This window comes from Rhodococcus sp. 66b, assembly GCF_002076325.1.
GTDB lineage: Bacteria > Actinomycetota > Actinomycetes > Mycobacteriales > Mycobacteriaceae > Rhodococcus_F > Rhodococcus_F erythropolis.
Window position 1 is genome coordinate 238,226 of the sequence record NZ_MUZB01000011.1, and the last position, 25,204, is coordinate 263,429.

25 protein-coding genes are annotated in these 25,204 nt (G+C 64.0%); 5 read left to right on the forward strand and 20 right to left on the reverse strand.

The features are described from left to right. Position 1: 1 nt before the first annotated feature. From B0E55_RS21445 to B0E55_RS21470, 6 genes are all read right to left on the reverse strand, one after another. Positions 2 to 1,339 (reverse strand): dihydroorotase, encoded by a 1,338-nt coding sequence (locus B0E55_RS21445; RefSeq protein WP_007728012.1) that lies wholly within the window; start codon positions 1,337 to 1,339, stop codon positions 2 to 4. Beyond that, positions 1,336 to 2,280, reverse strand: a complete 945-nt coding sequence (locus B0E55_RS21450) for an aspartate carbamoyltransferase catalytic subunit (RefSeq protein WP_080910419.1) — start codon at positions 2,278 to 2,280, stop codon at positions 1,336 to 1,338. The genes B0E55_RS21445 and B0E55_RS21450 overlap by 4 nt, the downstream gene beginning before the upstream one ends. Then, positions 2,277 to 2,918, reverse strand: coding sequence for a bifunctional pyr operon transcriptional regulator/uracil phosphoribosyltransferase PyrR (gene pyrR, locus B0E55_RS21455; RefSeq protein WP_020907698.1), 642 nt, complete (start codon positions 2,916 to 2,918; stop codon positions 2,277 to 2,279). Before pyrR ends, B0E55_RS21450 begins: the two co-directional genes overlap by 4 nt. Before the next feature lie 173 nt (positions 2,919 to 3,091). Then, entirely contained in the window at positions 3,092 to 3,589 is a 498-nt protein-coding gene (gene nusB / locus B0E55_RS21460; RefSeq protein WP_007728014.1) for a transcription antitermination factor NusB, read from the reverse strand. After that, positions 3,590 to 4,153, reverse strand: a complete 564-nt coding sequence (gene efp, locus B0E55_RS21465; protein ID WP_003944958.1) for an elongation factor P — start codon at positions 4,151 to 4,153, stop codon at positions 3,590 to 3,592. It lies immediately after the preceding gene. Positions 4,154 to 4,187: 34 nt separating this feature from the next. Beyond that, on the reverse strand, positions 4,188 to 5,282 hold the full coding sequence (locus tag B0E55_RS21470; protein ID WP_080910420.1) for a M24 family metallopeptidase: 1,095 nt from the start codon (positions 5,280 to 5,282) through the stop codon (positions 4,188 to 4,190). Positions 5,283 to 5,393: 111 nt separating this feature from the next. Between B0E55_RS21470 and B0E55_RS21475 the strand changes: the two genes are divergently transcribed. Further along, complete coding sequence (locus B0E55_RS21475) at positions 5,394 to 6,002, forward strand: B-4DMT family transporter (RefSeq protein ID WP_019748369.1); 609 nt, start codon at positions 5,394 to 5,396, stop codon at positions 6,000 to 6,002. A gap of 87 nt (positions 6,003 to 6,089) precedes the next feature. On the opposite strand, the gene aroQ is transcribed toward B0E55_RS21475, so the two are convergent. From aroQ to B0E55_RS21530, 11 genes are all read right to left on the reverse strand, one after another. Continuing rightward, on the reverse strand, positions 6,090 to 6,518 hold the full coding sequence (gene aroQ / locus B0E55_RS21480; RefSeq protein WP_020907695.1) for a type II 3-dehydroquinate dehydratase: 429 nt from the start codon (positions 6,516 to 6,518) through the stop codon (positions 6,090 to 6,092). Next, the gene (gene aroB / locus B0E55_RS21485) at positions 6,515 to 7,624 is read right to left on the reverse strand and encodes a 3-dehydroquinate synthase (protein WP_020907694.1); all 1,110 of its coding nucleotides are present in this window, start codon (positions 7,622 to 7,624) and stop codon (positions 6,515 to 6,517) included. Before aroB ends, aroQ begins: the two co-directional genes overlap by 4 nt. 25 nt (positions 7,625 to 7,649) lie before the next feature. After that, a complete protein-coding gene (locus B0E55_RS21490; protein ID WP_020907693.1) occupies positions 7,650 to 8,159 on the reverse strand; it encodes a shikimate kinase in 510 nt (169 codons plus the stop codon). A gap of 13 nt (positions 8,160 to 8,172) precedes the next feature. Next, positions 8,173 to 9,360, reverse strand: coding sequence for a chorismate synthase (gene aroC, locus B0E55_RS21495; protein ID WP_024487252.1), 1,188 nt, complete (start codon positions 9,358 to 9,360; stop codon positions 8,173 to 8,175). Between the two features lie 111 nt (positions 9,361 to 9,471). Next, the gene (locus B0E55_RS21500) at positions 9,472 to 10,170 is read right to left on the reverse strand and encodes a S1 family peptidase (RefSeq protein WP_020907692.1); all 699 of its coding nucleotides are present in this window, start codon (positions 10,168 to 10,170) and stop codon (positions 9,472 to 9,474) included. A 225-nt stretch (positions 10,171 to 10,395) separates the two neighbouring features. After that, positions 10,396 to 11,034: a prepilin peptidase gene (locus tag B0E55_RS21505; protein WP_080910421.1), complete on the reverse strand. Its 639-nt coding sequence runs from the start codon at positions 11,032 to 11,034 to the stop codon at positions 10,396 to 10,398. Between the two features lie 80 nt (positions 11,035 to 11,114). Then, a complete protein-coding gene (locus B0E55_RS21510; protein WP_080910422.1) occupies positions 11,115 to 11,954 on the reverse strand; it encodes a shikimate dehydrogenase in 840 nt (279 codons plus the stop codon). Continuing rightward, positions 11,944 to 13,254: an endolytic transglycosylase MltG gene (mltG, locus tag B0E55_RS21515; protein WP_080910423.1), complete on the reverse strand. Its 1,311-nt coding sequence runs from the start codon at positions 13,252 to 13,254 to the stop codon at positions 11,944 to 11,946. Before mltG ends, B0E55_RS21510 begins: the two co-directional genes overlap by 11 nt. After that, positions 13,251 to 13,784 (reverse strand): Holliday junction resolvase RuvX, encoded by a 534-nt coding sequence (gene ruvX / locus B0E55_RS21520; RefSeq protein WP_003944838.1) that lies wholly within the window; start codon positions 13,782 to 13,784, stop codon positions 13,251 to 13,253. Before ruvX ends, mltG begins: the two co-directional genes overlap by 4 nt. A 2-nt stretch (positions 13,785 to 13,786) precedes the next feature. Beyond that, entirely contained in the window at positions 13,787 to 16,459 is a 2,673-nt protein-coding gene (gene alaS, locus B0E55_RS21525) for an alanine--tRNA ligase (RefSeq protein WP_019748361.1), read from the reverse strand. A 77-nt stretch (positions 16,460 to 16,536) separates the two neighbouring features. Beyond that, on the reverse strand, positions 16,537 to 17,883 hold the full coding sequence (locus B0E55_RS21530) for a replication-associated recombination protein A (RefSeq protein WP_372436840.1): 1,347 nt from the start codon (positions 17,881 to 17,883) through the stop codon (positions 16,537 to 16,539). Between the two features lie 207 nt (positions 17,884 to 18,090). Between B0E55_RS21530 and B0E55_RS21535 the strand changes: the two genes are divergently transcribed. Continuing rightward, the gene (locus B0E55_RS21535; protein ID WP_019748359.1) at positions 18,091 to 18,471 is read left to right on the forward strand and encodes a nuclear transport factor 2 family protein; all 381 of its coding nucleotides are present in this window, start codon (positions 18,091 to 18,093) and stop codon (positions 18,469 to 18,471) included. A 71-nt stretch (positions 18,472 to 18,542) separates the two neighbouring features. On the opposite strand, the gene B0E55_RS21540 is transcribed toward B0E55_RS21535, so the two are convergent. From B0E55_RS21540 to aspS, 3 genes are all read right to left on the reverse strand, one after another. After that, positions 18,543 to 19,724 carry a kinase gene (locus tag B0E55_RS21540; protein ID WP_024487255.1) on the reverse strand — a complete coding sequence of 394 codons (1,182 nt, stop codon included), beginning with the start codon at positions 19,722 to 19,724 and terminating at the stop codon, positions 18,543 to 18,545. 191 nt (positions 19,725 to 19,915) lie between these two features. Then, the gene (locus B0E55_RS21545; RefSeq protein WP_080910424.1) at positions 19,916 to 20,881 is read right to left on the reverse strand and encodes a DUF389 domain-containing protein; all 966 of its coding nucleotides are present in this window, start codon (positions 20,879 to 20,881) and stop codon (positions 19,916 to 19,918) included. Positions 20,882 to 20,899: 18 nt separating this feature from the next. After that, entirely contained in the window at positions 20,900 to 22,708 is a 1,809-nt protein-coding gene (gene aspS, locus B0E55_RS21550; RefSeq protein WP_080910425.1) for an aspartate--tRNA ligase, read from the reverse strand. A gap of 163 nt (positions 22,709 to 22,871) precedes the next feature. Between aspS and ypfJ the strand changes: the two genes are divergently transcribed. The 3 genes from ypfJ (at position 22,872) to B0E55_RS21565 (ending at position 25,202) form a co-directional block, all read left to right on the forward strand. Beyond that, on the forward strand, positions 22,872 to 23,795 hold the full coding sequence (gene ypfJ, locus B0E55_RS21555) for a KPN_02809 family neutral zinc metallopeptidase (protein ID WP_080910426.1): 924 nt from the start codon (positions 22,872 to 22,874) through the stop codon (positions 23,793 to 23,795). A gap of 76 nt (positions 23,796 to 23,871) precedes the next feature. Then, entirely contained in the window at positions 23,872 to 24,483 is a 612-nt protein-coding gene (locus B0E55_RS21560; RefSeq protein ID WP_080910427.1) for an ArsR/SmtB family transcription factor, read from the forward strand. 2 nt (positions 24,484 to 24,485) lie between these two features. Further along, positions 24,486 to 25,202, forward strand: a complete 717-nt coding sequence (locus tag B0E55_RS21565; protein ID WP_080910428.1) for an ATPase — start codon at positions 24,486 to 24,488, stop codon at positions 25,200 to 25,202. Positions 25,203 to 25,204 lie beyond the last annotated feature (2 nt).

The following is a 25,204-nucleotide window of genomic DNA, read 5'->3' on the forward strand; positions in this document are numbered from 1 at the left end:
GCTACTCCTCGCTACTCCGCAGCCGCACATTCCCGTCGTGTGCGGTGATGCGGCCACGTAACAGTGTGGTCGTGACCCGTGCGGGCAATGTCATCGACTCGTACGGAGTGTTATGCGCGACACTCGCCAGGTCGGGTCCGTGGACCGTCCACTCGGCCGACGGATCGACCAATGTCAGGTTGGCGGGCTCCCCCACCTCGATGGGACGGCCTTGATCGTCGAGTCCGACGATCGCCGCCGGGCGCTCGCTCATGACCCGCGCAACACCGCGCCAGTCCAACAGGCCGGGCTGGACCATCGTCTGCACGATGATCGAGAGCGCGGTCTCGAGGCCGAGCATTCCGGGGCGGGCGGCCGCGAATTCGCAGCACTTGTCCTGCTCGGCGTGCGGTGCATGGTCAGTCGCGACGCAGTCGATGATGCCCTCGGCCAGACCCTTGCGCAGGGCAGCAACATCGCTGGCCTCACGCAACGGCGGGTTGACCTTGTTGATCGCGTCGTACGTCTCGAGACGTGAATCATCGAGGAGCAGGTGATGCGGGGTGACCTCGGCGGTGATCGAAATCCCTTGGCTGCGAGCCCACTTCACGAGTTCGACGGTTCCGGCGGTGGATGCGTGGCAGATGTGAACGCGGGCGCCGGCGTCACGCGCGAGCAGTGCGTCACGGGCCACGATCGATTCTTCGGCTGCTCGCGGCCATCCGGCCAGGCCGAGACGCGCGGCCGTGGGGCCCTCGTGGGCGACCGCACCGACCGTCAAACGCGGTTCTTCCGCGTGCTGCGCGATCAGGACGCCCAGTGAGCTGGAGTATTCGAGCGCGCGACGCATGATCAGTGGGTCGTAGACGCAGTGACCGTCGTCGGAGAACATCTTGACCTTGCCGACGCCTGCGGCCATGGTCGCCATCTCGGCGAGCTGCTTGCCTTCCAGGCCTGCGGTGACTGCGCCGACGGGGTGGACGTCGACGAGGCCGACTTCCTGTCCGCGTCGCCAGACGTGATCGGTGATGACCACCGAATCGGCGACGGGGCTCGTGTTCGCCATCGCGAAGACCGCGGTGTATCCACCCAGAGCGGCCGCGGAGCTTCCGGTTTCGATGGTCTCGGTGTCTTCGCGACCAGGCTCACGTAGATGGGTGTGCAGGTCCACGAAGCCGGGAAGCAGGATCTGCCCGCCGGCATCGATCACCTCGGATGCCGTGGCCGGATCGAGGTCCACGCCGATCTCGAGGATCGTGCCGTCGCCGACGAGTACGTCGGTGGGCTCACCTTCTCCGTAGATCAGGACTCCGCGGAGCAGGACACTCACGGGTGATTCTCCGTTCTCGTTTCTGGTCACAGCGCACCGTCCTCCGACCCGACCAGCAGTCGGAACAAGACAGCCATGCGCATGTGTACGCCGTTGGTAACCTGTTGCAGTACAGCAGTTTTCGAGGAATCGGCGACGGCGGATGCGATCTCCATGCCGCGCAGCATCGGACCGGGGTGCAAGACCACCGCGTGGTCGGCCAGCATCGCCAGTCGCTTCTCGGACAGGCCGTAGTTGATCGAGTACTCGCGCTGCGAAGGGAAGAAGCCGCCGTTCATGCGTTCGGCCTGAACCCGCAGCATCAGCACCGCGTCGAGTCCGGGCAGTTCGGCGTCGAGCGAATGCGAGACCGTGACCGGCCACGTGTGCGCGCCGACCGGCAGCAGTGTCGGAGGCGCCACCAAGACGACCTCCGCGCCGAGCATCGAGAGCAGCAGCGCGTTGGACCGGGCCACACGGCTGTGCAGAATGTCGCCGACGATCGCGATCCGCTTGCCCTCGATGTCGCCGAGGCGCTGGCGAAGGGTCAAAGCGTCGAGAAGCGCCTGAGTTGGATGCTCATGCGTGCCGTCACCTGCGTTGATGACTGCCGGGCCACCGTCGTCGGCCGCTCCGGTCCACTTGGCGATCTGATGGGCGGCACCCGAAGCCGGATGCCGCACGATGAGGGCGTCAGCACCGGCCGCGCGCAGGGTCATCGCGGTATCGCGCAGGGATTCGCCCTTGGACACCGAGGAACTCGATGCGCTGACGTTGATGACGTCCGCGCTCATCCACTTACCGGCCACCTCGAAGGACACCCGGGTGCGCGTCGAGTTCTCGAAGAACACCGTCATGACCGTGCGTCCGCGCAGCGTCGGGAGTTTGCGTACTTCGCGGCCCAGCAGCGCCTGCTCGAAGCGTTCTGCCTCGTCGAGAAGTTCTACCGCGGACTCACGATCGAGGTCCGCGACGGAAAGAAGGTGCTTCACGCGCTCTTACCTCCGGAGATGACTACCGCTTCCCTGCCGTCGTGTTCCTGGAGGAGAACCTTGACGTCTTCTGACCTCGCGGTCGGGACGTTCTTGCCGACGTAGTCGGCGCGCAGCGGCAGTTCGCGATGACCGCGATCGACCAGCACTGCGAGTTGGACGGCCCGGGGGCGACCGAGATCGCGCAACGCATCGAGGGCGGAGCGCACGGTGCGACCGGAGAAGAGGACATCGTCCACCAGGACGACCAGAGCATTGTCGACGCCACCTTCGGGGACGGACGTGCGCTCGAGCGGGCGATGCGGCTTGGTGCGGAGATCATCACGGTAGAGCGTGATGTCGAGAGATCCGATGGGAAGACGCACACCGGAGAATTCTTCGATCTTGGCGCGCAGTCGCGTGGCGAGTGTGGTTCCGCGCGTCGGGATGCCGATCAGGACCACACGAGGGGCTGTTCCCTCGGGTCCGTCGAGCGCGGTTTTCTCGATGATCTCGTGAGCGATCCGCGCGATGGTCCGGCCCACATCCTGGGCGGACAACAATTCACGGGTCTCACTACTTGCCTCGGCACCAGCGGATGCCTTGGCGCTGCCTGGACCTGCAAGATCGGATGGGCGAGACCCTTCGGGCACGCTCATACAGCGACCTCCTTCTCCGCCTCACTGGACGGATCGTTAAAGGATGTCTGACGGTCCCCACCCTATCAGCCGACAGACCTGATCCCGCCGTGCGAGCAGCGACTCCGACCGGTTGTGTGCAGACACACAACGCGCACGGTGACACTCGCACGGCGGTGGTGGAACAGAACTTGCTACTCGGTACCCGAATCCGATTCCTGCGCGCGCTGCGAGGTCGCAGCTGCAGCCGATCGAACCTGCGGCGCAACGAGAACGACCTGACCGAGGATTCCGTTGACGAATCCCGGAGAGTCGTCCGTCGAGAGCTGCTTCGCGAGTTCGACGGCCTCGTCCACGGCGACAACCGGCGGAACGTCCGTCGCATGGAAGAGCTCCCACACGGCGATACGCAGAATCGCACGGTCGACGGCGGGCAGACGCTCGAGCGTCCAATCCTGCAGATGCGAGGAGATGACCTGATCGATCCGGTCCAGATTCTCCGCAACGCCGGACACCAACGTGACGGTGTAGGCCGCGACAGGTGCTACCGCGTCGTCCTTGACGGACAGATCGGAACGCTCCGATGCGAGCGCGACCGGATCGAGGTCACGTGCCTCGGCTTCGAAGAGGAAGTCGACGGCACGCTTGCGCGCCTTGTGGCGTGCACCGAGTTTCTTATGTGTGCCGGACACTCAGGAATTCACACGCCCGAGGTAGTTGCCGTCACGGGAATCGACCTTGAGCTTGTCACCGGTGTTGATGAAGAGCGGCACGTTGATCTCGGCACCGGTCTCGAGGGTGGCAGGCTTGGTGCCGCCGGTGGAGCGGTCGCCCTGCAGGCCCGGATCGGTGTGTTTGACGACGAGCTCGACCGTGACCGGAAGCTCGACGAAGAGGGGAACGTCTTCGTGGGTCGCGACCTGGACGGCCATGTTCTCGAGCAGGAAACGCGACTGGTCGCCGACGGTGGATTCACTGATCGACACCTGGTCGTAGGTGTCGCCGTCCATGAAGATGTAGTCACTGCCGTCGTGGTACAGGTAGGTCATGTCACGACGGTCGACCGTGGCGGTCTCGACCTTCACACCGGCGTTGAACGTCTTGTCCACTACCTTGCCCGAGAGCACGTTCTTGAGCTTGGTGCGCACGAAGGCAGGGCCCTTGCCGGGCTTGACATGCTGGAACTCGATGATCGTCCACAGCTGGCCTTCGATCTGCAGAACCAGACCATTCTTGAAATCACTGGTGGAAGCCACTTGCTTCGCGTCTCCTAGGGGTCGGGAAACCGTCTCAGACGACGGTAAGGTCTTTTGCGGTCAGTGTGAGCAGCTCTGGCCCCTGCTCACGAACAACGAGCGTGTCCTCGATCCGTACACCTCCGCGCCCGGAGAAGTACACGCCCGGCTCGACGGTCACCGCCGCGCCGGAAAGAAGTGTACCGGTGCCGAGCTTGCCGATTCCCGGTGCTTCGTGGATTTCGAGGCCGACACCGTGGCCGAGGCCGTGCAGGAACAACTCGCCGTAGCCTGCATCGTCAATCACCGAACGGGCGGCGGCGTCCACGGCCGCACATTCGACACCCGGAGCGAGGGCATCGCAACCGGCAGCTTGTGACCGCGCGACGAGTTCGTAAATCTCCCGTTGCCAATCGGAAACGGACTCGAGCACGTACGTCCGGGTCATGTCCGAGTGGTACCCACCGACCTGTGCGCCGAAGTCGAGTTTCACGAAGTCACCCGACGCCAGGATCGCGTCGGTCGGTCGGTGATGCGGAATCGCCGAGTTGACGCCTGCCGCCACGATCGTCTCGAAGGAAATACCGTCTGCGCCGTTGTCGAGCATCAGGTTTTCCAGTTCACGACCGACCTCTCGTTCGGTTCGGCCAGGTCGCAGACCGCCGCGAGCGATCAACTGCGCCAACGCGACATCGGCTGAAGTGCATGCGGCGCGCAACAACTCCACCTCGTGCTCGTCCTTGACCATGCGCAACTGTTCGACGAGTCCACTCACCGGTTCGAACCGGATCTTCGGTGCTGCCTCGGTCCATGCGCGATGTTCGGCGAACGTCGCGACGTGTGACTCGAACGCGAGAACGGGCATCGTCGACTTCTCGATCAAGTGCGCAGCACTCGAACGGGCGATTTCAGCGCGCAGGTCCGGAACCTGCTCCGCCACCTGCGTCACGTAACGACCGTCGGTGCAGATCACCGTCGCGCGTTCGTCGGACGCCGAATCGGACGCACTGACGACGAGCGCAGCATTGGAACCGGTGAAACCGGTGAGGTACCTGATGTTGAGGAGATCTGTGACGAGAATCGCGTCGAGTTCGCGCTCCGCGAGGAGGCGTCTGAGGGATTCACGGCGTGCTCTGAAGTCGACCGGCATCCCTCGAACCTACCGCCCTGGCAGACCTGCCGATCAACTCGAAACTCACGGTTACAGCAATAAGTGTGGGTTAGGCCACAAGGTGTAATGGGTTCTAGTTAGGCTGTACCCATGAATGCGTGGTTGGTACGTGGCCTCGGCATGGCCCTGATACATGTTGTGTTTCGTGCGTTGCTCGGTGCAGCAATCGCACAGTGGCCACTTCAGGGGTCCACCCTGCGCTGGCTGTCCCTGTTGATCGTCATCGTCTTCGCCGCGATCTGGGGTGGTATCGACGGCATTCGCGACCGCCGAAACTTCCCCGAACCCGAGGACGGCGCCGATCTGACCATGCTGTGGCTCAAAGCTGCTTTGGTCGGCGGATTCGTCGCCGGCGCTGCCAGCTGGGCACTCAGCCTGGTCCCCTCCCTCGAACTCACTCAGCAGGGCTTGTTCTTCGAGGTGACCTCCGGTGCGGCGTTCACGATCCTTCTCATCTTCGTCCCTGCCATGATCGCCATCACCGTCGGACGTTTCTTCGTCAGTCGTGAGCAGCGCAAGAACGGAACCGCTCCGCAGACCCCGTCTCACGAGCGTCACCACGAACCGGTGCCCGTCAGCGAGGGCTACGACTCCCCCACCGAGCAGCACGCATACAGCGGAGCCGCCATGTCCGTCGAGGAATCCGACGCCGATACCGCGGTCTTCCCAGCGATCGATCTGGGCAAGCGCGAGCAGTAACGCCCGCCGTCCACACAACCGAATGCGGCCCCGAGGAAATTTTCCTCGGGGCCGCATTCGTGTGGTCGGCTTTTCGACTTCCCTCGTTCAGCCTCGCTCGGCGAGGAACCTGATCGCCAGCGGATACGCGGCGACGCCGAGTCCGACGATCACGCCGGTCGCAATCGGACTCAGGTAGGAATGGTGCCGAAACTCTTCTCGCGCATGAACGTTCGAGATGTGCACCTCGACGAGACCTGCGGTCAGTTCGGCGCATGCATCTCGCAGGACCACCGACGTGTGCGTCAAGCCACCGGCATTGAGGATCACCGGTTCCCCCGCGTCCGCCGCGTCGTGGATCCAACCGAGCAGATCGCCTTCGTGATCGCTCTGACGGACGATCACCTCGACGCCGAGGTCCTTACCTGCCGCGACGCACAATTCGATCAGATCGTCGTGTGTGGTCGCGCCGTAGACCTCGGGCTGACGCTTACCCAGACGCCCCAGATTGGGTCCGTTGACGACGTTGATCCTCACAGCAGGACCGTTCCGCCGGCCGGCCTGGGATCACGGGCGATCGCGGAGTACGCCGCGACCAGCAGGCTCGGATCCGGCCCTTCGAGGCGGCCCGGCTTGGCGAGGCCGTCGAGGACCACGAAACGGAGCAGCCCGGCACGGTTCTTCTTGTCGGTCTGCATTCCCTTCATCAGATCGCCGAACGCATCACCGTCGTACGACGTCGGCAGCCCGACGAGATCGAGGATCGACTTGTGACGATCGGCGGTGGCGTCGTCGAGTCGGCCCGCGAGCCGTCCGAGTTCGGCAGCGAAGACCAGGCCGACGGAGACAGCGGCACCGTGGCGCCACTTGTAGCGCTCACGACGTTCGATCGCGTGGCCGAGGGTGTGGCCGTAGTTGAGGATTTCGCGCAGATCCGACTCGCGCAGATCCGCGGCCACGACCTTGGCCTTGACCTCGACGGAGCGCCGAATCAGCTCGGGCAGAACAGTTCCCGACGGATCGAGAGCAGCCTTGGGATCCGCTTCGATGAGGTCCAGGATCACCGGGTCGGCGATGAATCCGGTCTTGATGACCTCGGCCATGCCTGCAACGATCTCGTTGTGCGGCACAGTCTCGAGCGTCGCGAGATCGATGAACACCGCTCCCGGTTCGTGGAACGAACCGACGAGGTTCTTGCCCGCTTCGGTGTTGATACCGGTCTTGCCGCCCACTGCTGCGTCGACCATCGCGAGCAAAGTGGTGGGGACGTGAACAACCTTGACACCACGCATCCACGTAGCAGCGACGAAGCCGGTGAGGTCGGTCGCCGCTCCCCCGCCCAAGCTCATGATCGCGTCGCTGCGAGTCAGGCCGATCCGGCCGAGCACGTCCCAGCAGAAGCCCGCGACGGCAAGATCCTTACCGTCCTCGGCGTCGGGGATTTCGATGCGGTGAGCGTCGATCCCCTTCTCCGCCAACGCAGCCCGTACAGCCTCCGCGGTCTCTGCCAGCGGCGGCTGATGGAAGATCGCGACAGTGCGCGCGCCGTCGAACTCGGCAACAAGGTCACCGAGCAGGCCGCGGCCGATCACGACCGGGTAGGGACTTGCGGTCTTCACCTCTACACGTACGGGTTCGGTCACTGCTCCACTACTCCGCTCCGGTTGTTCATTTGTCTTGAAGTTTCGACACCAATTGCCCGACGACACGCGCCGGGCTTCGGCCGTCGGTCCGAATCCGAATCGTGGCCGAACGCCGGTACAGCGGACGACGACGCCTCATCAGCTCCTGGTACTTGACCTTGGGATCTCCGCCGGCCAGCAGCGGACGATGATTGTTCGCCCCCGTGCGGCGAAGCCCTTCGGCGACACTGATCTCCAGGTAGATGACCGTGTGGCCCTGGAGCAGTTCGCGCGTGCGATCCGACAGGATCGCACCACCGCCGAGCGAGACGATTCCGTCGGTGGCCTGCAACGCGTCGCGAACCACCGATTCCTCGATCTCACGAAACCGAGGCTCTCCGTCGTGGGTGAAGATCTCCGGGATCGTTCTACCCGTGGTCCGTTCGATCTCGGCGTCGGTATCGACCAATTCGAGTTCGAGTGCCTGCGCGAGACGTCGACCGATGGTCGATTTGCCGGCACCGGGCGGACCGATGAGTACAGCCTTCGGCTTCATCGATACGTGAGTCCTATCGAGGCGGTCGGGCTGCGATGCCCTCGGCGTAACGACGGTAGTTGGCAGTGGTTTCAGCAATGGAATCACCACCGAACTTTTCGAGTGCGGCCTGAGCCACGACAAGCGCAACCATCGATTCGGCGACGACGCCGGCGGCCGGAACCGCGCACACATCGCTGCGCTGGTGGATGGCAACCGCTTCCTCGCCGCTCTCCATGTCGACCGTCGCCAGAGCGCGCGGAACCGTCGAGATCGGCTTCATCGCGGCGCGAACTCGAAGGGCCTCGCCATTGGTCATGCCACCTTCGATACCGCCTGCGCGGTTCGTGGAACGCACGATGCCGTCCGGGCCCGGGCGGATTTCGTCGTGAGCTTCGCTGCCACGACGACGCGCGGTCTCGAAGCCGTCACCGACCTCGACACCCTTGATGGCCTGAATTCCCATGAGAGCTGCGGCAAGTCGTGAATCGAGACGCTCGGCGCCACTGACGAAAGTGCCGAGTCCGACCGGCAGGCCGTGGATGACGACCTCGACGACGCCACCGAGGGTGTCGCCGTCCTTCTTGGCCGATTCGATCTCGGCGATCATCGACTCTTCTGCAGCCTTGTCGAATGCGCGGACCGGGCTCGCGTCGATCGCGTCCAGGTCCTTGCCATCCGGCACGGGCCCGACGTAAGGCTCGGAAGCGCCGATGGAGATGACGTGTGAAACGACCTCGGCACCGAATACCTGACGCAGGAACGACCGTGCGACTGTTCCGGCGGCTACACGGGCTGCGGTCTCGCGAGCGCTGGCGCGCTCGAGGACGGGACGCGCGTCGTTGAAGCCGTACTTGAGCATGCCGCTGTAATCGGCGTGACCGGGACGCGGGCGCGTCAGCGGGGCATTGCGAGCCTGATCGGCGAGCAGGTCCGGGTCGACCGGGTCGGCGGACATGATGGTTTCCCACTTGGGCCACTCGGTGTTGCCGATTTCGATGGCCACGGGGCCACCGAGCGTAAATCCGTGGCGGACACCACCGATGATGGTGACCTTGTCGGCCTCGAACTTCATCCGCGCGCCACGGCCGTAACCGAGTCGACGACGGGCAAGTTCGGACGAGATGGCCTCAGAGGTCACTTCGACCCCCGCGACCATGCCCTCGAGCATCGCGACGAGGGCGGGACCATGGGATTCTCCGGCAGTTATCCAACGCAGCACGCCGACCATCTTTCCACGTCGCAGACCTCAGTTGTCACAGTGGCCCTCCGGGTGAACGCAGATGGCCCACACGCACGATGCGTGTGGGCCATCTCAGAGGTTCCTGCGGGTCTAGAACAGGCGGAATCCTCCACCGTTGGCATTGATGTCAGCCAAACCGATGTTGATGTCCGCCGAGTTGTCGGGAGCATGGAACGGCGGCGGGAGCGGCTCGAAGCAGTACGGTTCGAAGCCGTTGCTGATCAAGCCCACCAGGCGATCGCCGACGACGAGTGGTCCACCGGAGTCTCCGGGAATCGAGCACGTGTGCTCGACAATTTCACCGTAGACGGAGTCGTAGCCCCAGGTGATACCGCACGTGTTGCCGGTCGAACGGCCTTCCTTGCACACGATCGTGCCCGGTGCCGGCGGAGCGCCGATTCCGTTGATCGTCGTGCCGCCGACGGTACGTAGCGGGGCTACCTTCGCGTCGTCGAGATCGATCACCGCGATATCCGAGACCGGACTCGAGTAGGAGAACCGACCGATGGGGCCGGCTTCGGGCAGGTATTCGGCGAACACCCGGTCCCCGACAACTCCGCAGTGTCCGGCGGTGAGTGCCACGAGTGAGCCGGCGTTGTCGTATCCGACCGCGGTCAACGTGCACGCCGCAACTTGCTCCGGATCGGAATGATCCACGTCCGGCAGCAGGATTCCTGAGCCCCCGCCCAGTGCCACCGACGAAGGTGCAGGCGCGGCGCCGGCGACGCCCGCCCCTGCAGCCACAGCCGCCAAACAGGCTGCCGCAGCGACGAAAAGCCTTGTGCGCATAGGTTCCCCCGATAATCGAGTGCGAAACGAGATTCGTTTTGTCCCATTTCCGAAGCCTCAGTCAACGTCAGGGAGTGGACATTCGGCAAGTCCGACTCGCCGCATACTGGGACTGCGCGCCTGCGATACCCGCCTTTATGAAACCGACGGTTACGTCTTTCTTGCAGATCACGGTCCGTCGTTGAATAGTCAATAACGCAAGGTTTTCCGCGGATGTTGCACTCGTCACGTCAACCAGGCAAACGCCATCGAACCGCAGGCTGCCAGGCACATCGAGGGACCGTGCGCGATGGGCGAATTGTGGGCTACCGGCCCCGACTGTCGCCGGCCCAGTTTTCGCAGTTCGATCACGACACCCAGGGTTGCGGTGAGCACCGACGCAGACACCAACGACCACAGCCAGGCGTCAGCGCCCACCAATCCGGTCAGAGCGCCCAGCGGAAGAGAGAGCTTCACATCGCCGAGACCCATCGAACCAGGCGACATCACGTGCGCCAGGAGGTGGATTCCGGCGAGCAGTGCCGATCCCACCGCAGCAACCCACACCGTTCCCGACGCCGCCGCATAGACCATCACGACTGCGTAGCCGGGCAGCGTGAAACTGTTGGGCAGCCGTCGCACGGCCAGGTCGACAGTCGAGATTGCGACGCACCACCACACCACGGCCAGACCTGAGATCAGTTGCACCACCGAGGTATTCAGTGCGCCGACGGCAACCCAACCTGTGGCGACACCGCACTGGGGCATACAACAGAGAGCCACGACTGGTCGATAACCGTGTCGTCGCAACCAACTGTCGACGATCGCCCGAGCACCGACACCACCGACTACCCCAGCGCCTGCCAAGACCACCAACGTCCACATGGTTTCGAGCTTGGTGTCTGGCGTTCACCAGCGGCACTCTACGAATCGTCTTGTGGACTACCTCGACACTGTGAACAGAGCTAAGCGATAGCGGCTGCCATCGCCTCTCGCGGAGCGGGCTTGCCCGTGAACTGCTCTACCTGCCCGAAGGCCTGATTGAGCAACATCTCGAGGCCACCGATCACCGTGCCACCAGCCGCCTCGACAACCGAAGCGAGTGGCGTCGGCCAGGGGTTGTAGATCGCGTCGAGGACAAATCGTGCCCTCCCCAGTTGCTGGGCGAAAGGCGCGGCCGCTTCTGCGGGAACGGTGCTGACCAAGACCGAGGATTCGGCACAGATCCCACCGAGTCGTGCGTCGTCGAAAGAGACCAGATCAATGCCCAACCCGACAGCACTGCCGCATTCGATGGCACCGGATGCTCGCCCCGGATCACGCGCGACCACGGTGACTGTCCGAACTCCCATGTCGGCCAACGCGACCAATGCCGGCCGCGCGGTGCCGCCCGCGCCGACGACTACCGCCGAAGTGCCGCTGAGATCGCCGACGCCGCCGGCGATCAACGCACCGCTGACTCCGTCGACGTCCGTGCAGTCGGCACGCCAACCGCCGTCGATGCGGACCAAGGTGTTGGCCGAGCCTATGGTCACCGCTCGCGGTGTGCGTTCGGTGGCATAGTCGAGTGCTGCGATCTTGCCCGGCATCGTCACGGAGAGGCCGACCCATTCGGGGCCGAGTGAGTCAACGAGGGCAGGCAACTGCTCGCCGGTGCATTCGATCCGCTCGTAGGTCCAATCGCTCAGACCCAAAGCCTCGTACGCAGCAAGGTGCAGCAACGGCGACTTCGAGTGAGCGATCGGGCTTCCGAGAACTGCCGCCTTACGCGGCGTCGCGAGCGAAGTCGCGTTACTACCGTCCACTGTCGAGAATCCCACTTTGCTGTGCCAGTTCGATGTTGGCCAGATGCTCCTCGTAACTCTTGGTGAAGAGCGTCTGGCCTTCCTTGTTGATCGTGACGAAGTACAACCAGTCACCGGCCGCCGGAGATTCCACGGCCTTCAGCGCGTCGATGCTCGGTGAAGCAATAGGCGTCGCAGGCAGACCGGGCATTGCGTACGTGTTCCAGGGCGTGACGCGCTCACGGTCCGCATCGGTCGTGGCGACCTCGGTGGTGTCGAGTGAGTAGTTGACCGTGGAGTCGAACTGCAAAGGCTGATCGACTGCGAGTCGGTTGACGATCACCCGCGCGACCTTGGCCATGTCGCCAGGCAATGCCTCACGCTCGACCAGCGACGCTGCCACCAACAACTGGTACGGCGACATTCCGACCCCGCTGCCGGCTGTCAGAATCCCGGTGGCCTCGTACTTGGCGGCGCTACCCTCGACCAACGACCGCAGGATCTCGGTGGGCGTCGCAGTGGGATCGAAATCCCAACTGCTGGCGGCGATCAGGCCTTCGAGCTGACGGTCCTTGTCCGGCACGCTCTTGACCGACGACATCGCCCAGTCCGGCACACCGAGCGAAGCCAGATCGGAAGATGCTCCCGCAGTGTTCAATTCGTCTGTCGAGACACATTTCTGAGCAGAAACCGGGCCGACACAACTCGCCTCGGAAATCAGGTTGTATATGCCCTTCTTGAGCGAGCCGGTCTGCGCGTCCGAACTGTCGTGCAGCTGACGCCCTTCGGCGATGACAACACTGCCGACTCGGGAGTCCGGGGCAACCAAACTGTCGAGTGCGCTCGCGGCACTACTCTGCACCGGCACCTGGTAGAAGCCGGGTTGTACCTTCTGGATCTCCGACGGATTGGCGATCGCAGCGTTGTAGAAAGCAGCGGAACTCGCGACGACGTTCTTCGCCTCCAGCGTCGCACCGATCTCCGATGCGGTTTCTCCACTGTTGATCTGGATGACCACGGGTGCGCCGCCCGGGCCGGCGAAGTCCTCCGCGGCCTTGTTGCGATCCATGTACCAGAGGGCACCGTATGCACCGACACCGAGAACCGCGATCACCAACACCAGGAGAGCGAGAACACCAACCTTCTTACCTCGCTTGGCGCGCTTGTTGCGCGCTTCGCGTTGCTTGCGTGCCTCCGCTCGCGACATATACGGCGGATCGATGCTCTGCGGCAACGCACGCATGACCATGGTCTCGTCGTTGTCGAAGTCGAACGAACTGGTGGGCCGGCTTCCGCCGCCCTCATCCCACCGCGCGTTCACAGATCGCCCTCCAGTGCAGCGTCCTTCGACGACTCCCCTGGTTTCACAGCTCTACTCCGCTCGTCCAGCCAGCCTTGCAGGATTTCCACCGCCGCAGCCTGATCGATCATCGGCCGCTGGCCGCGTGCCTTGACTCCACTTTCGCGGAGGTTGCGCGCAGCCGTGACGGTCGTCAGTCGTTCGTCGGACAATCTCACCGGGATCGGTTCGACGGCCCGCTGCAGTCGTTTGGCGAATGCAGTCGCGATACCGGCGGCTTTACCTTGCTCACCGCGCAGCGTCTGTGGCAGTCCGACGATAACCTCAACGGCCTCGTATTCGGACACGATGGCGATAATGCGCCGGATATCCGGCGCGTCGGGCCCACGCTCCTTCGAGCGTGGAACCGTTTCCACCGGTGTCGCGAGGATGCCGTCGGGGTCGCTTGACGCGACGCCGATGCGAACACTGCCGACGTCGATGGCGATGCGCCGCCCGCGACCAGGGTCGTCGATGCCGGGGCGATCGGGACCCTGCTGCGTAGCCACCACCGTCAGCTGCCGCCCGCCAGCTCTCCGACTCTGTCCCGGATCGCATCGAGCGCCGCCGGGATTCCGGCAGAGTCCGAACCCGAACCCTGGGCCATGTCGGGCTTTCCGCCGCCGCGGCCACCGATCTTGGGACCGAAGGACGCGACAAGCTCGCCGGCCTTCACACCGAGACCCTGGGCCGCCTTGCTGGATGCGACCACGAACGGGACCTTGCCGTCGACGTCACCGAGGAGAGCTACGACGGCGGGTTCGGAGCCGAGTCGGCCCTTGATGTCCGTGACGAGGCTGCGCAGATCGTTGCCGCCGACTCCCGCGGGAGCAGGCTCGGCGATGACGAGGACGCTGCCGATGCGCTTGGCCTTGGCGACGTACTCGCCTGCCGACGCCAGCACAGCCTTGGCCTTGGTCTGCTCGAGTTCCTTCTCGGCCACCTTGAGTCGCTCGACAAGCGCCTCGACGCGGGCGGGTACCTCTTCCGAAGGAACCTTCAGTGAGGAGGAGAGTCCGGCGAGGAGAGCGCGTTCCTTGGCGAGGTAGCGGTAGGAGTCCAAACCGACGTACGCCTCGACGCGTCGGATTCCGGAGCCGACCGACTGCTCACCGAGCAGCGTGACCTGACCGATCTGGGCGGAGCTTCCGACGTGAGTACCGCCGCACAGTTCCATCGAGAACGGACCGCCGATTTCGACGACACGAACCTCGTCGCCGTAGTTCTCACCGAAGAGTGCCATCGCACCCATCGCCTTGGCCTTGTCGAGATCCGTGACAAATGTGTTGACCGCGTAGTTGGACGCCACGGCTTCGTTGGTGAGTGCCTCGATGTCCTGCTTCTGGGAGTCGGACAGCGCACCCTGCCAGGAGAAGTCGAAGCGGAGGTAACCCGGCTTGTTGAGCGAACCCGCCTGAACGGCGTTGGGGCCGAGCACTTGACGCAGCGCCGCGTGCACCATGTGGGTACCGGAGTGCCCCTGGGTTGCACCCTTGCGCCACTCGGCGTCGACGTGCGCGAGCACGACGTCGCCCTCGGTGATCTCGCCCTTCTGCACCGTCACCTTGTGCGTCCAGACCTTCTTGGCGATCTTCTGCACGTCGTTGACCTTGGCTTCGAGACCCGGCGCGGTGAGCGAACCGATGTCGGCGATCTGTCCACCGGACTCTGCGTAGAGCGGGCTGCGGTCGAGGATGACCTCGACGTCCTGACCTGCCTTCGCGACCGGCACGCGGACACCGTCGACGATCAGTGCGAGGACGTGAGCCTCGGAGACGAGCTCGTCGAAACCGGTGAACTCGGTGGCACCTCGATCGAGCAGTTCCTTGTAGACCGTGAGGTCCGCATGCGCGTGCTTGCGCGCTTGAGCGTCGTCCTTGGCGCGCTTGCGCTGCTCGGCCATGAGCGTGCGGAAGCCGTCTTCGTCGACGGTGAGACCGGCCTCTGATGCCATTTCGAGCGTGAGGTCGATCGGGAAGCCGTAGGTGTCGTGCAGTGCAAACGCCTGATCGCCGGCGATGACCGACTTTCCGGACGACTTGACCGTCTCGGCAGCATTCTCGAACAGGGCCGAACCCGACGCCAGCGTCTTGAGGAACGCGGTCTCCTCACCGACGGCAACGTTCTCGATGCGCGTGAAGTCGGTTTCCAGAACCGGGTACGACGGCGCCATCGTGTCGCGGACGACGATCATGAACTCGCGCATGGTGGGCTGCTCGCTGCCGAGCAGTTTGGCCGAGCGCACGATGCGACGCAGCAACCGGCGCAGGACGTATCCGCGGCCGTAGTTGCCGGGGTTCACACCGTCGGCGATCAACATCGCGGCGGTGCGTGCGTGGTCGGCGATGACGCGGAAACGGACGTCAGAAGTGTGATCGGTCCCGTACACGCTGCCGGTCAGTTCGGCAGCCTTGTCGATGACGGGGCGGAGAAGGTCTGTCTCGTAGACGTTTTCGACGCCCTGCAGGAGGAACGCAACGCGCTCGACGCCCATGCCGGTGTCGATGTTCTTCTTCGGCAGCGGTCCGAGGATCGGGTAGTCGCCCTTGTTGGTGCCCTCGCCGCGCTCGTTCTGCATGAACACGAGGTTCCAGATCTCGATGTAGCGATCCTCGTCGGCTTCCGGGCCGCCCTCGACGCCGTACTCGGCGCCGCGGTCGTAGAAGATCTCCGAGCAGGGGCCGCACGGTCCGGGAATGCCCATCGACCAGTAGTTGTCCTTCATGCCGCGGCGCTGGATGCGCTCTTCGGGCACACCGACCTCGTCGCGCCAGATCGAGAACGCTTCGTCGTCGTCGAGATAGACGGTTGCCCACAAGCGCGTGGGATCGATGCCGTATCCGCCGTCCTCGACCGAACCTGTCAGCAACTGCCAGGCGTGGGAGATGGCTTCCTTCTTGAAGTAGTCACCGAAGGAGAAGTTGCCCGCCATCTGGAAGAAGGTGTTGTGGCGGGTGGTGATGCCGACCTCTTCGATGTCCAGGGTGCGGACACACTTCTGCACAGACGTCGCGCGCGAGTAGGACGGCGTCTGCTGCCCGAGGAAGAACGGCACGAACGGAACCATGCCCGCGTTGACGAACAGAAGGTTCGGGTCGTCGAGAATCAGCGAGGCGCTGGGCACCTCGGTGTGGCCGGCCTTGACGAAGTGGTCGAGGAATCGCCTGCGGATCTCGTGGGTTTGCACTAACCGGTCCTTACCTTCAAGAGCGTCGAGCTATGGGTGTCCAGACTAACGCGTCGACCGGTGGAACCTGGCAGGCGTCAGCCACGAACGATTCGGCGGAGTTTGCTCACCCGATCGGCGATCTCTCGCTCGTTGCCGTGTGCGGTGGGCTGGTAATAGTCGACACCCACCAGATCGTCCGGTGGATACTGTTGCCGCAGAACACCATCACGTGTGTCGTGCGGGTACTTGTATCCGACTGCGTTGCCCAATTGCTCGGCACCCTTGTAGTGCCCGTCACGCAGATGCGGCGGTACCAGTCCGGATTTTCCGGCGGCCACGTCGGCCATGGCTGCACCGAGAGCGGCGATGACCGCACCCGATTTGGGAGCCGTCGCCAGATGAATGGTGGCCTGTGCCAGCGCCAGACGAGCCTCCGGCATACCGATCAGCTGCACTGCCTGGGCAGCGGCGGTGGCAGTCTGCAGCGCCATCGGGTCCGCCATGCCGATGTCCTCGCTGGCATGAACCACCAGACGCCTCGCGATGAAACGAGGGTCTTCGCCCGCGGTCAGCATCCGAGCAAGGTAGTGCAGGGCGGCATCGACGTCGGAGCCGCGAATGCTCTTGATGAAGGCGCTGATGACGTCGTAGTGCTGATCTCCGGCACGGTCGTACCGAACCGCGGCCTTGTCGACACTGGCCTCGACGGTCGCCAGGTCGAGCACCACCGGGCCCGAAGAGTCGCCGGCCGTGTCCAGTGCAGCTCCGGCAGCGGCCTCGAGTGCCGTCAGGGCTCGGCGTGCGTCACCGGCGGCCAGACGAACGAGGTGTTCCATCGCGTCGTCGTCGATCGCGATCGCTCCCCCGAACCCGCGCTCGTCGGCCACCGCGCGCTCGAGCAGTTCCTGGACATCCGCAGCGGTGAGCGATTGCAGTTGCAGGACCAACGAACGCGACAACAGCGCGGAGACGACCGAGAACGACGGGTTCTCGGTGGTCGCGCCGACCAGGAGCACGATCCGGTTCTCGACCGCGGCGAGCAAGGCGTCCTGCTGGGTTTTGGAGAAACGATGGACCTCGTCGATGAACAAGACGGTCTGTTCGCCGTTCAGCAGACGGCGGCGGGCAAGTTCGATGACACCGCGAACTTCCTTGACACCCGCAGACAAAGCAGACAGTGCCTCGAACCGACGGCCGGTAGCGCCCGAGATCAACGAGGCGAGCGTGGTCTTGCCGGTGCCGGGAGGTCCGTACAGGAGAACCGATGCGGCGCCGGACCCCTCGACCATTCTGCGCAGCGGAGCACCAGGGCCGAGCAGGTGCTGTTGACCGACAACTTCACCGAGGGTGAGGGGACGCATGCGGACGGCCAGAGGAGCTCCAGGCGGCACCGAGGACAATGCGCGCTCGGCGACAGACACGACATCGGGTTCGTCGACGATCGCGGATTCCTCCGGAGTTGCCTCGAACAGGCCGTCTTCCGCCACCACGCCGTCTTCCGCCACCACGCCGTCTTTCGCCCCCACACTGTCTTCCGCTTGCCAATCGCTCACGAATCGACGCTACTAGAGACCACCGACGCTTGACACAACCCGCGGTTCCGCCAGCCCTCACGTCCTCGGCAAAGGCGCTGTAATAGCGTTGTCGCCATGAGCACCTCCGAGATCGCCACCGTCCTCGCGTGGCACGATGCACTCAACTCCCAAGACATCGACACACTTCTGCAGTTGTCGAGTGACGACATCGAGGTAGGCGGCCCCAAGGGCGCGAGCCAGGGACTCGCTGCCCTGCGCGAGTGGGCCACCAACGCCGGCATCACGCTCGTCCCCGGGAAGATGTACGTCCACCACGGCGTGGTCGTCGTCGAACAGACCGCAACGTGGGCGGCCGAACCGGACAAGTCCGCGACCCTGGCCTCGGCTTTCCGAGTCGTGGCCGACCAGGTGACGTCGACGTTCCGCCATCCTGATCTGGCGACGGCCCTCGCGGCGACGGACCTGTCCGAGAACGATCTGGTCTCCGACAACTGAGCGGACTCGACCGAAAAAGGGCGCTCGTGCTGCATGCACGGGCGCCCTTCTGCGTGTGATCAGTCAGAGACTCAACTGAACTCGGTGCGCAGCGCCGCCACGACGTCGCGGGCGTGTGCCTCGACGGCGTCGTTGCCGGCGAGCTTCGCCGAACGCGCGAGCCTTGCCCAGCGTCCCACCAGTGCGTCGGCGCGTGGAATCGAGAGATAGTGCTCGCGGACAGCGGCGATACGTGAATGATCCTCGGGCAGGTACAGATAGGTGCTGAGCCAGACCCAGATGAGTTGGGCCTCGACGATCCTGCGCCCCAATTCGGCCTCGTCGGCCAGGGCAGGCCACATCCCGACGACCTCGGCCCGCCAGGCATCGACCATCGCCGACGCCCGCTCTTCGGTCAGGTCGATGTTGCACAGGCAACCGGGGAACGACACCAACGCGTAGGTGATGTCGAGGAGGGCGTCCCGGTAGCCACCCCACTCGTAGTCGAGGAACTGCACGCCGTCGTCGTTGACGATGATGTTGTCTGGGCACAGGTCCGACGGACTGAAGGCGCGGAATCGACCGCCACTGAACAGTGTCTGCGCGTGCTGAACCTGCTCGAGAATGTCCGAGCTCACATCGATGCCGAGACTTTCCACCAACATCGCGGGAACACCGGCCACTGCGCGTCCCACTTGATCCGCCACTTCATCGGAGCAATGGGCGACCTCGGCTCGACGCAGCAGTGCGGTGAAGTCGTCCTCACGGCCGACGGTCGCGGCGTGCATGCGCCCCATGGCCTGCGCCATGGCCATCAGCGTGTGAGTGACGGTGTCCGGGTCGGAGTCTTCGAGTCGGACGCTGATGGCGGTGGCGTCGCCGAGATCACTCAGGATCAAGAGGCGAGCATCGAGGTCGGACGCCAACAGTTCGGCGCCGGGGCGTGCGTCCTTGGCAAGCGCGTTGGCGAACTGATACGACACCGCTTCACGAAGGAAAGCGGTCTCGACGTCGAAGTCACCTTCAGACGCGGCGGGGAGCGCAATCGCGGTTTTGGTAGCTCCCTGGAAGTTGTCGCGGACCTGCTTGATCACCAGCGTTCGAGGCAGGGAGAACGGGTTCTCGGCGACACGTACGCGCAGCACGACGGTGCGGCCACTCCCCCCGAGATCGACTGGGTCCACCAGGGTTACGGGTGCCCCTGTGCGGCGTGTCAGCAACTGCTCAGCAGCTGCGACGACTTCGGAAACGGGGTCTGCCAGTAATGCGGTCATCACCGACCAACTTACCCGTTAGTGACTCCGATCATGCCCAGCTCATCCACTCACAGCGGCGAATTCAAGCTCTCACAGCGACAGAAATTGCCGTCTACCTGCGGTGATGACAAAAGTCCCTAATCGCCACACCGGCACACAGTTCTCGCGAGAATTCTGCTGTCGGTGAGCAGAACTCCGAACCGGCGATGTCATGGAGTTTTGTCCTCGTCGACAAATCGAGAAATGCCTTTCAACGCTGCTTCGAATTCCTCGTCGGCCCGGGTCCTGACCCAGAGAACGAGCACGCAGGCAGTGACGATCCCGACCAGGTTGACAGCCAGTTGCAGCGACGACAACCCGGCGATCCGCCATTCTCCGTTTGCTGCCGCAACCACCGCGAAACCGGCGGCAGGAACCGTGGTGACGGAGATGAACACTCCGACCAAGGCAGCGGACTTCGACGAGACGAGTGCCAGCATTCCAGCCGCACCGGCAAGAAGCGCGACCACAAACGAGATGGGCCCGACCTTGTAGACGAAATCGACCTCGTGGAGCGATTCGAGACTCACGACGTCCATCCACCCGAAGAACTTCACCAAGAACGTTGCGGCGAGAGTCACGCCCATCGCGATGGGGAATCCGACGGCGAGCGCGAGAATCGAACGTCGACGCAACCGTCGATCCCGCCGTACGAGTGCCACAGCCAGCGCGGCCAGCGGCCCGAACTCCGGGCCGACGACCATGGCGCCCACGATCGTGATCTGAGAGTCGGTGACAACGCCGATTGCCGCGAGCAGACATGCGATCGTCAGGAACGCGACGAACAATCCGTTGAGAGTTGATTCTTCCCGAGTGCGGGACAGCAATTCCTCCCACACGACGGAATCCGCGGGATCACCCGGCACGTCGCGCTCAGCTTTGCGCGCCGCCGCCGACAACACCGTCTCGACTGGTACGAGCGTCATTCCGCCGTCCTCGGCGACGCCGAGAGCCGTCAGAGCATCGACGACGTCGTTGGCCGCCTCACGGGCGACGTCGGCCTCCACCATGTCGCCGGCGGGATGAACCGCGACATCACGTAATACGACGATGTGTGTCGCGCCCCGCTGCGACGCGAGCGCACCGAGAACTTGCTCGGTGCGCTCGGTCGGGCAGATCACCCGCAAATGCAGCATGGCGATCCGGTGTCGGCTCTACTTGGCTTCGGCGGTGTCGCCTTCGGACTTCTTGTCCTCTGACTTCTTCTCGGGCTTCGCGTCAATACCCGATTCCTTGCGCTGCTGCGCAGAAATCGGTGCCGGAGCATCCGTCAGCGGGTCGACGCCGCCACCGGACTTCGGGAACGCGATGACCTCACGGATGGAATCCATGCCGGCGAGGAGCGCGGTGATGCGGTCCCAGCCGAAGGCAATTCCGCCGTGCGGAGGCGCGCCGAAGGCGAAGGCGTCGAGAAGGAAGCCGAACTGCTCCTGCGCCTCTTCCTCGGAGATGCCCATCACCTTGAACACTCGTTCCTGAATGTCCTTGCGGTGGATACGAATACTGCCGCCGCCGATCTCGTTGCCGTTGCAGACGATGTCGTAGGCGTAGGCCAGAGCGGAATCCGGATCGGTGTCGAACGTGTCGAAGAACTCCGGCTTCGGCGACGTGAACGCATGGTGCACGGCGGTCCAGGCAGAGTGGCCGAGCGCAACGTCACCGGATGCAGTGGCGTCGGCGGTCGGCTCGAACATCGGAGCGTCGACGATCCACACGAAGGCCCACGCGTCGGGATCGATGAGATCCTTCTTGCGGGCGATCTCACCACGGGCAGCGCCGAGGAGAGCGCGCGTCGACTTGGTCGCGCCCGCTCCGAAGAAGATGCAGTCACCCGGCTGGGCTCCGACGTGAGCGGCCAGGCCCTCGCGCTCGGCGTCGGTCAGGTTCTTGGCAACGGGACCACCGAGAGTGCCGTCTTCACCGACCAACACGTACGCCAGGCCCTTGGAGCCGCGCTGCTTCGCCCACTCCTGCCAGGCATCGAGCTGCTTGCGCGGCTGGCTTGCACCACCGGGCATCACGACGGCGCCAACGTATTCGGCTTGGAAGACGCGGAAGGTCGTGTCCTTGAAGAACTCCGCGCACTCGACGAGTTCGATACCGAAACGCAGGTCCGGCTTGTCGCTGCCGTAACGACGCATTGCCTCGTTGTAGGTCATGCGGTCGATCGGCGTCTTGATCTCGTGGCCGACGAGCTTCCAGAGCGCCGTCAGGATTTCCTCGGCAAGCAGGATGATGTCGTCCTGGTTGACGAAAGCCATCTCGATGTCGAGCTGAGTGAACTCGGGCTGACGATCGGCGCGGAAATCCTCGTCGCGGTAGCAACGCGCGATCTGGTAGTAGCGCTCGATGCCGCCGACCATGAGTAGCTGCTTGAACAGCTGCGGGCTCTGCGGCAGTGCGTAGAAGCTACCGGGCTGCAGGCGTGACGGTACGAGGAAGTCGCGGGCACCCTCTGGCGTCGAACGCGTGAGCGTCGGAGTCTCGACCTCGACGAACTCGTGGTGCGCGAGAACGCCGCGCGCTGCAGCACTTACCTTGGAACGCAAGCGAATTGCGGATCCGGGCCCTTCACGACGCAGGTCGAGGTATCGGTACTTGAGGCGTGCTTCTTCGCCGACCTGATCGTCGAGCTGGAACGGCAGCGGTGCGCTTTCGTTGAGAACCTCGAGTTCGGTGGCGTTGACCTCGATTGCTCCGGTGGGGATCTCGAAGTTCTGGTTGCCCTCGGGGCGAACCTCGACCGTTCCGGTTATGCGAACGCAGTATTCCGCGCGCAGACGGTGCGCCTGCTCGGCCACGTCACCTGCCCGGAAAACTACCTGCGCAACTCCGGATGCATCACGGAGATCGATGAAGATCACTCCGCCGTGATCACGACGCCTGGCTACCCAACCGGTGAGCGTTACGGTCTGCTCTGCCTGCTCGGGTCGCAATGAACCGGCGAGATGTGTGCGCAGCACGGGATTCCTTTCGAACTACTTCCAATAACCGATGACCGACTACTTTGCCTGCGATCCTACGGAGCGAACTGCGCAGAGCGGAAACGCGGACCCGCATCGCATGCGAAGCTATCTCCAGAAGTGACGGCAAGCACTTGTTCACGACAGCAGAAAGCGGACATAGATGACCTTCAACGAGGGGGCCCGCGCTGAAGCGGGACGCGTTCAGGTTCAAGGCGGCGGGGGCGGCGGTGGCCGCGGCGGCAAAATCGCGATCGGCGGTGGTGCGGGTGGCATTATCGTCCTGATCCTGGCGCTGTTGTTCGGCGGTGACCCCGGCTCACTACTGGGCACGTCCACCGAGACTTCGAGTTCGTCGACCGGACTGTCGTCGGTCGACGACTGCACCGGGGCGATGGCAAATACGGACATTAACTGCCGAGTCGCCTTGACTGCGGAAAGCCTCGACGATGTCTGGGATCAGCAGTTGGTCAAGCAGACCGGCACGGCGTACGTGCGACCCGAAGTCATTCTGTTCAGCGGTTCGGTCAACACCGGTTGCGGCCAGGCGTCGAGTGATGTCGGTCCGTTCTACTGCCCGGCGGACCAAACGGCGTATTTCGACACGAGCTTCTTCCAATTGCTCGTCGACCGTTTCGGTTCCAGTGCCGGACCGCTCGCACAGGAGTACGTGGTCGCTCACGAGTTCGGACATCACATCCAGAATCAGCTCGGCGACATCGGCCGCGCGCAGGCCGACCCACAGGGTGAGCAGTCCGGCGCGGTTCGCACCGAACTCCAGGCCGACTGCTATGCAGGCGTGTGGGCACACTTCGCGGCTACAACTCCCAACGCCGACTCCGGTCAACCATTCTTGAAGCCTTTGTCCGAGAGCGATATCCGGGACGCCCTCTCGGCGGCGTCATCGGTGGGCGACGACCGCATCCAGAAGTCCACGACTGGTCGGGTCAACCCCGAAGGCTGGACACACGGATCGTCGGCACAGCGGCAGGCGTGGTTCAAGACCGGATACCAGGCGGGCCAGATCTCGTCGTGTGACACGTACTCGGCGCGGGATCTGAACAATCCGCCCGATCTGAAGCGGTAGAGAACCCCCGAAATACCATCCCGCCGACAATTTTTTCTGTCTTGACAGATCTAGTTGTCGGTGGGATGGTTTTCTCATGTTGGAAGTAGCAGTCATCGATCGTCCCGCAGCTGCCGAGGCCTCGCTCGATCCGATCCGCCAACGGATTCTGGCTGAACTGGCAGTCCCGGCATCAGCATCCTCGCTGGCACCCCGAGTGGGCTTGACGCGCCAGAAGATCAATTACCACTTGCGCACTCTCGAGGAACACGGACTCGTCGAACTCGTCGAGGAGCGCAAGCGGGGAAACATGACGGAGCGGATCATGCAGGCCAGCGCCGCGTCGTACGTCATCTCCCCCGCTGCAATGTCCGCGCTCGCGCCGGACCCGAGCCGGTTCCCGGATCAGCTCTCGGCGCGCTGGCTCGTCACTCTCGCGGCGCGGATCGTCCGAGAGGTCGGCGAACTGATCGCCGGCGCAACTGCGGCCGGAAAACCGTTGGCGTCCTATGCCATCGACAGCGACATCACCTTTGCCACGGCGGCCGACCGCGCCGCCTTCGCCGGCGAACTCGGCGAGTCGGTCAACTCACTCGTGGCCAAATACCACGACGGCAATTCCGAAGCCGGGCGCAAACACCGCTTGGTTGTCGCCCTGCATCCCAGTCTCACCACACCCCACGTCACCACACCCGAAACGGAGCAGTAGCGATGTCCGAGAAATTCGAAATCCGCCGCGAGGTGGTCGTCCCCGGAACTCCCGAGCAGATCTGGGCCGCAATCTCGGCAGAGACGGCCGGCTGGATGTTCCCGTCCCCGCTCGAAATCCCTGCGGACGGCAGTAGTCCGGACAGCCCGATCATCGCGACGTGGGAGCCGCCCCGCGAGCTAGCCATCCACATGCAAGGCCCCGACGGCTGGTTCAACAACCTCGAGTATGTCGTCGAGGCCCGCGACGAGAGCACCGCCGTTGTCCGCTACGTCCACGCCGGAGTGTTTGCCGAGGACTGGGACAACCAGTACGACGGCGCGAGTAAGCACACGGACTTCTACCTGCACAGTCTCGGCCAATACGTGCGGTACTTCGCCGGCAAACCCGTCACCTATGTCTCGGCCGAAGGCCCGGAATCCTCGTCCTCGCCGCAAGCGATGGGAACGCTTCGCAGCGCCCTCGGAATCACCTCGGGCACCGCTGTCGGTGACGCCACGTCGATGGAAGTCCCCGGAATCGGAACCGTCGACGCGATTGTCGACTACATCAACGACTGGTTCATCGGCTTGCGTACCGAGGACGCATTGCTGCGGTTCTACGGACGAAACGCCTTCGGCGGCACCGTCGACGCGGCCCATCACCTCTTCGCAGAGGGCGCTGACGGTGGATCAGCAACGACAGCGTGGCAGGCCTGGCTCGACGGCGTGTTCGCCTGAGT

Bases quoted from the DNA above. Each gene is read 5' to 3' on its own strand.
- B0E55_RS21490 (WP_020907693.1), bottom strand. From the start codon at position 8,159: ATGAAGCCGAAGGCTGTACTCATCGGTCCGCCCGGTGCCGGCAAATCG.
- B0E55_RS21535 (WP_019748359.1), top strand. From the start codon at position 18,091: ATGAGCACCTCCGAGATCGCCACCGTCCTCGCGTGGCACGATGCACTC.
- B0E55_RS21500 (WP_020907692.1), bottom strand. From the start codon at position 10,170: ATGCGCACAAGGCTTTTCGTCGCTGCGGCAGCCTGTTTGGCGGCTGTG.
- B0E55_RS21560 (WP_080910427.1), top strand. From the start codon at position 23,872: ATGTTGGAAGTAGCAGTCATCGATCGTCCCGCAGCTGCCGAGGCCTCG.
- ypfJ (WP_080910426.1), top strand. From the start codon at position 22,872: ATGACCTTCAACGAGGGGGCCCGCGCTGAAGCGGGACGCGTTCAGGTT.
- B0E55_RS21470 (WP_080910420.1), bottom strand. From the start codon at position 5,282: ATGCCGGTCGACTTCAGAGCACGCCGTGAATCCCTCAGACGCCTCCTC.
- pyrR (WP_020907698.1), bottom strand. From the start codon at position 2,918: ATGAGCGTGCCCGAAGGGTCTCGCCCATCCGATCTTGCAGGTCCAGGC.
- B0E55_RS21505 (WP_080910421.1), bottom strand. From the start codon at position 11,034: ATGTGGACGTTGGTGGTCTTGGCAGGCGCTGGGGTAGTCGGTGGTGTC.
- B0E55_RS21565 (WP_080910428.1), top strand. From the start codon at position 24,486: ATGTCCGAGAAATTCGAAATCCGCCGCGAGGTGGTCGTCCCCGGAACT.
- B0E55_RS21545 (WP_080910424.1), bottom strand. From the start codon at position 20,881: ATGCTGCATTTGCGGGTGATCTGCCCGACCGAGCGCACCGAGCAAGTT.
- B0E55_RS21540 (WP_024487255.1), bottom strand. From the start codon at position 19,724: ATGACCGCATTACTGGCAGACCCCGTTTCCGAAGTCGTCGCAGCTGCT.
- B0E55_RS21475 (WP_019748369.1), top strand. From the start codon at position 5,394: ATGAATGCGTGGTTGGTACGTGGCCTCGGCATGGCCCTGATACATGTT.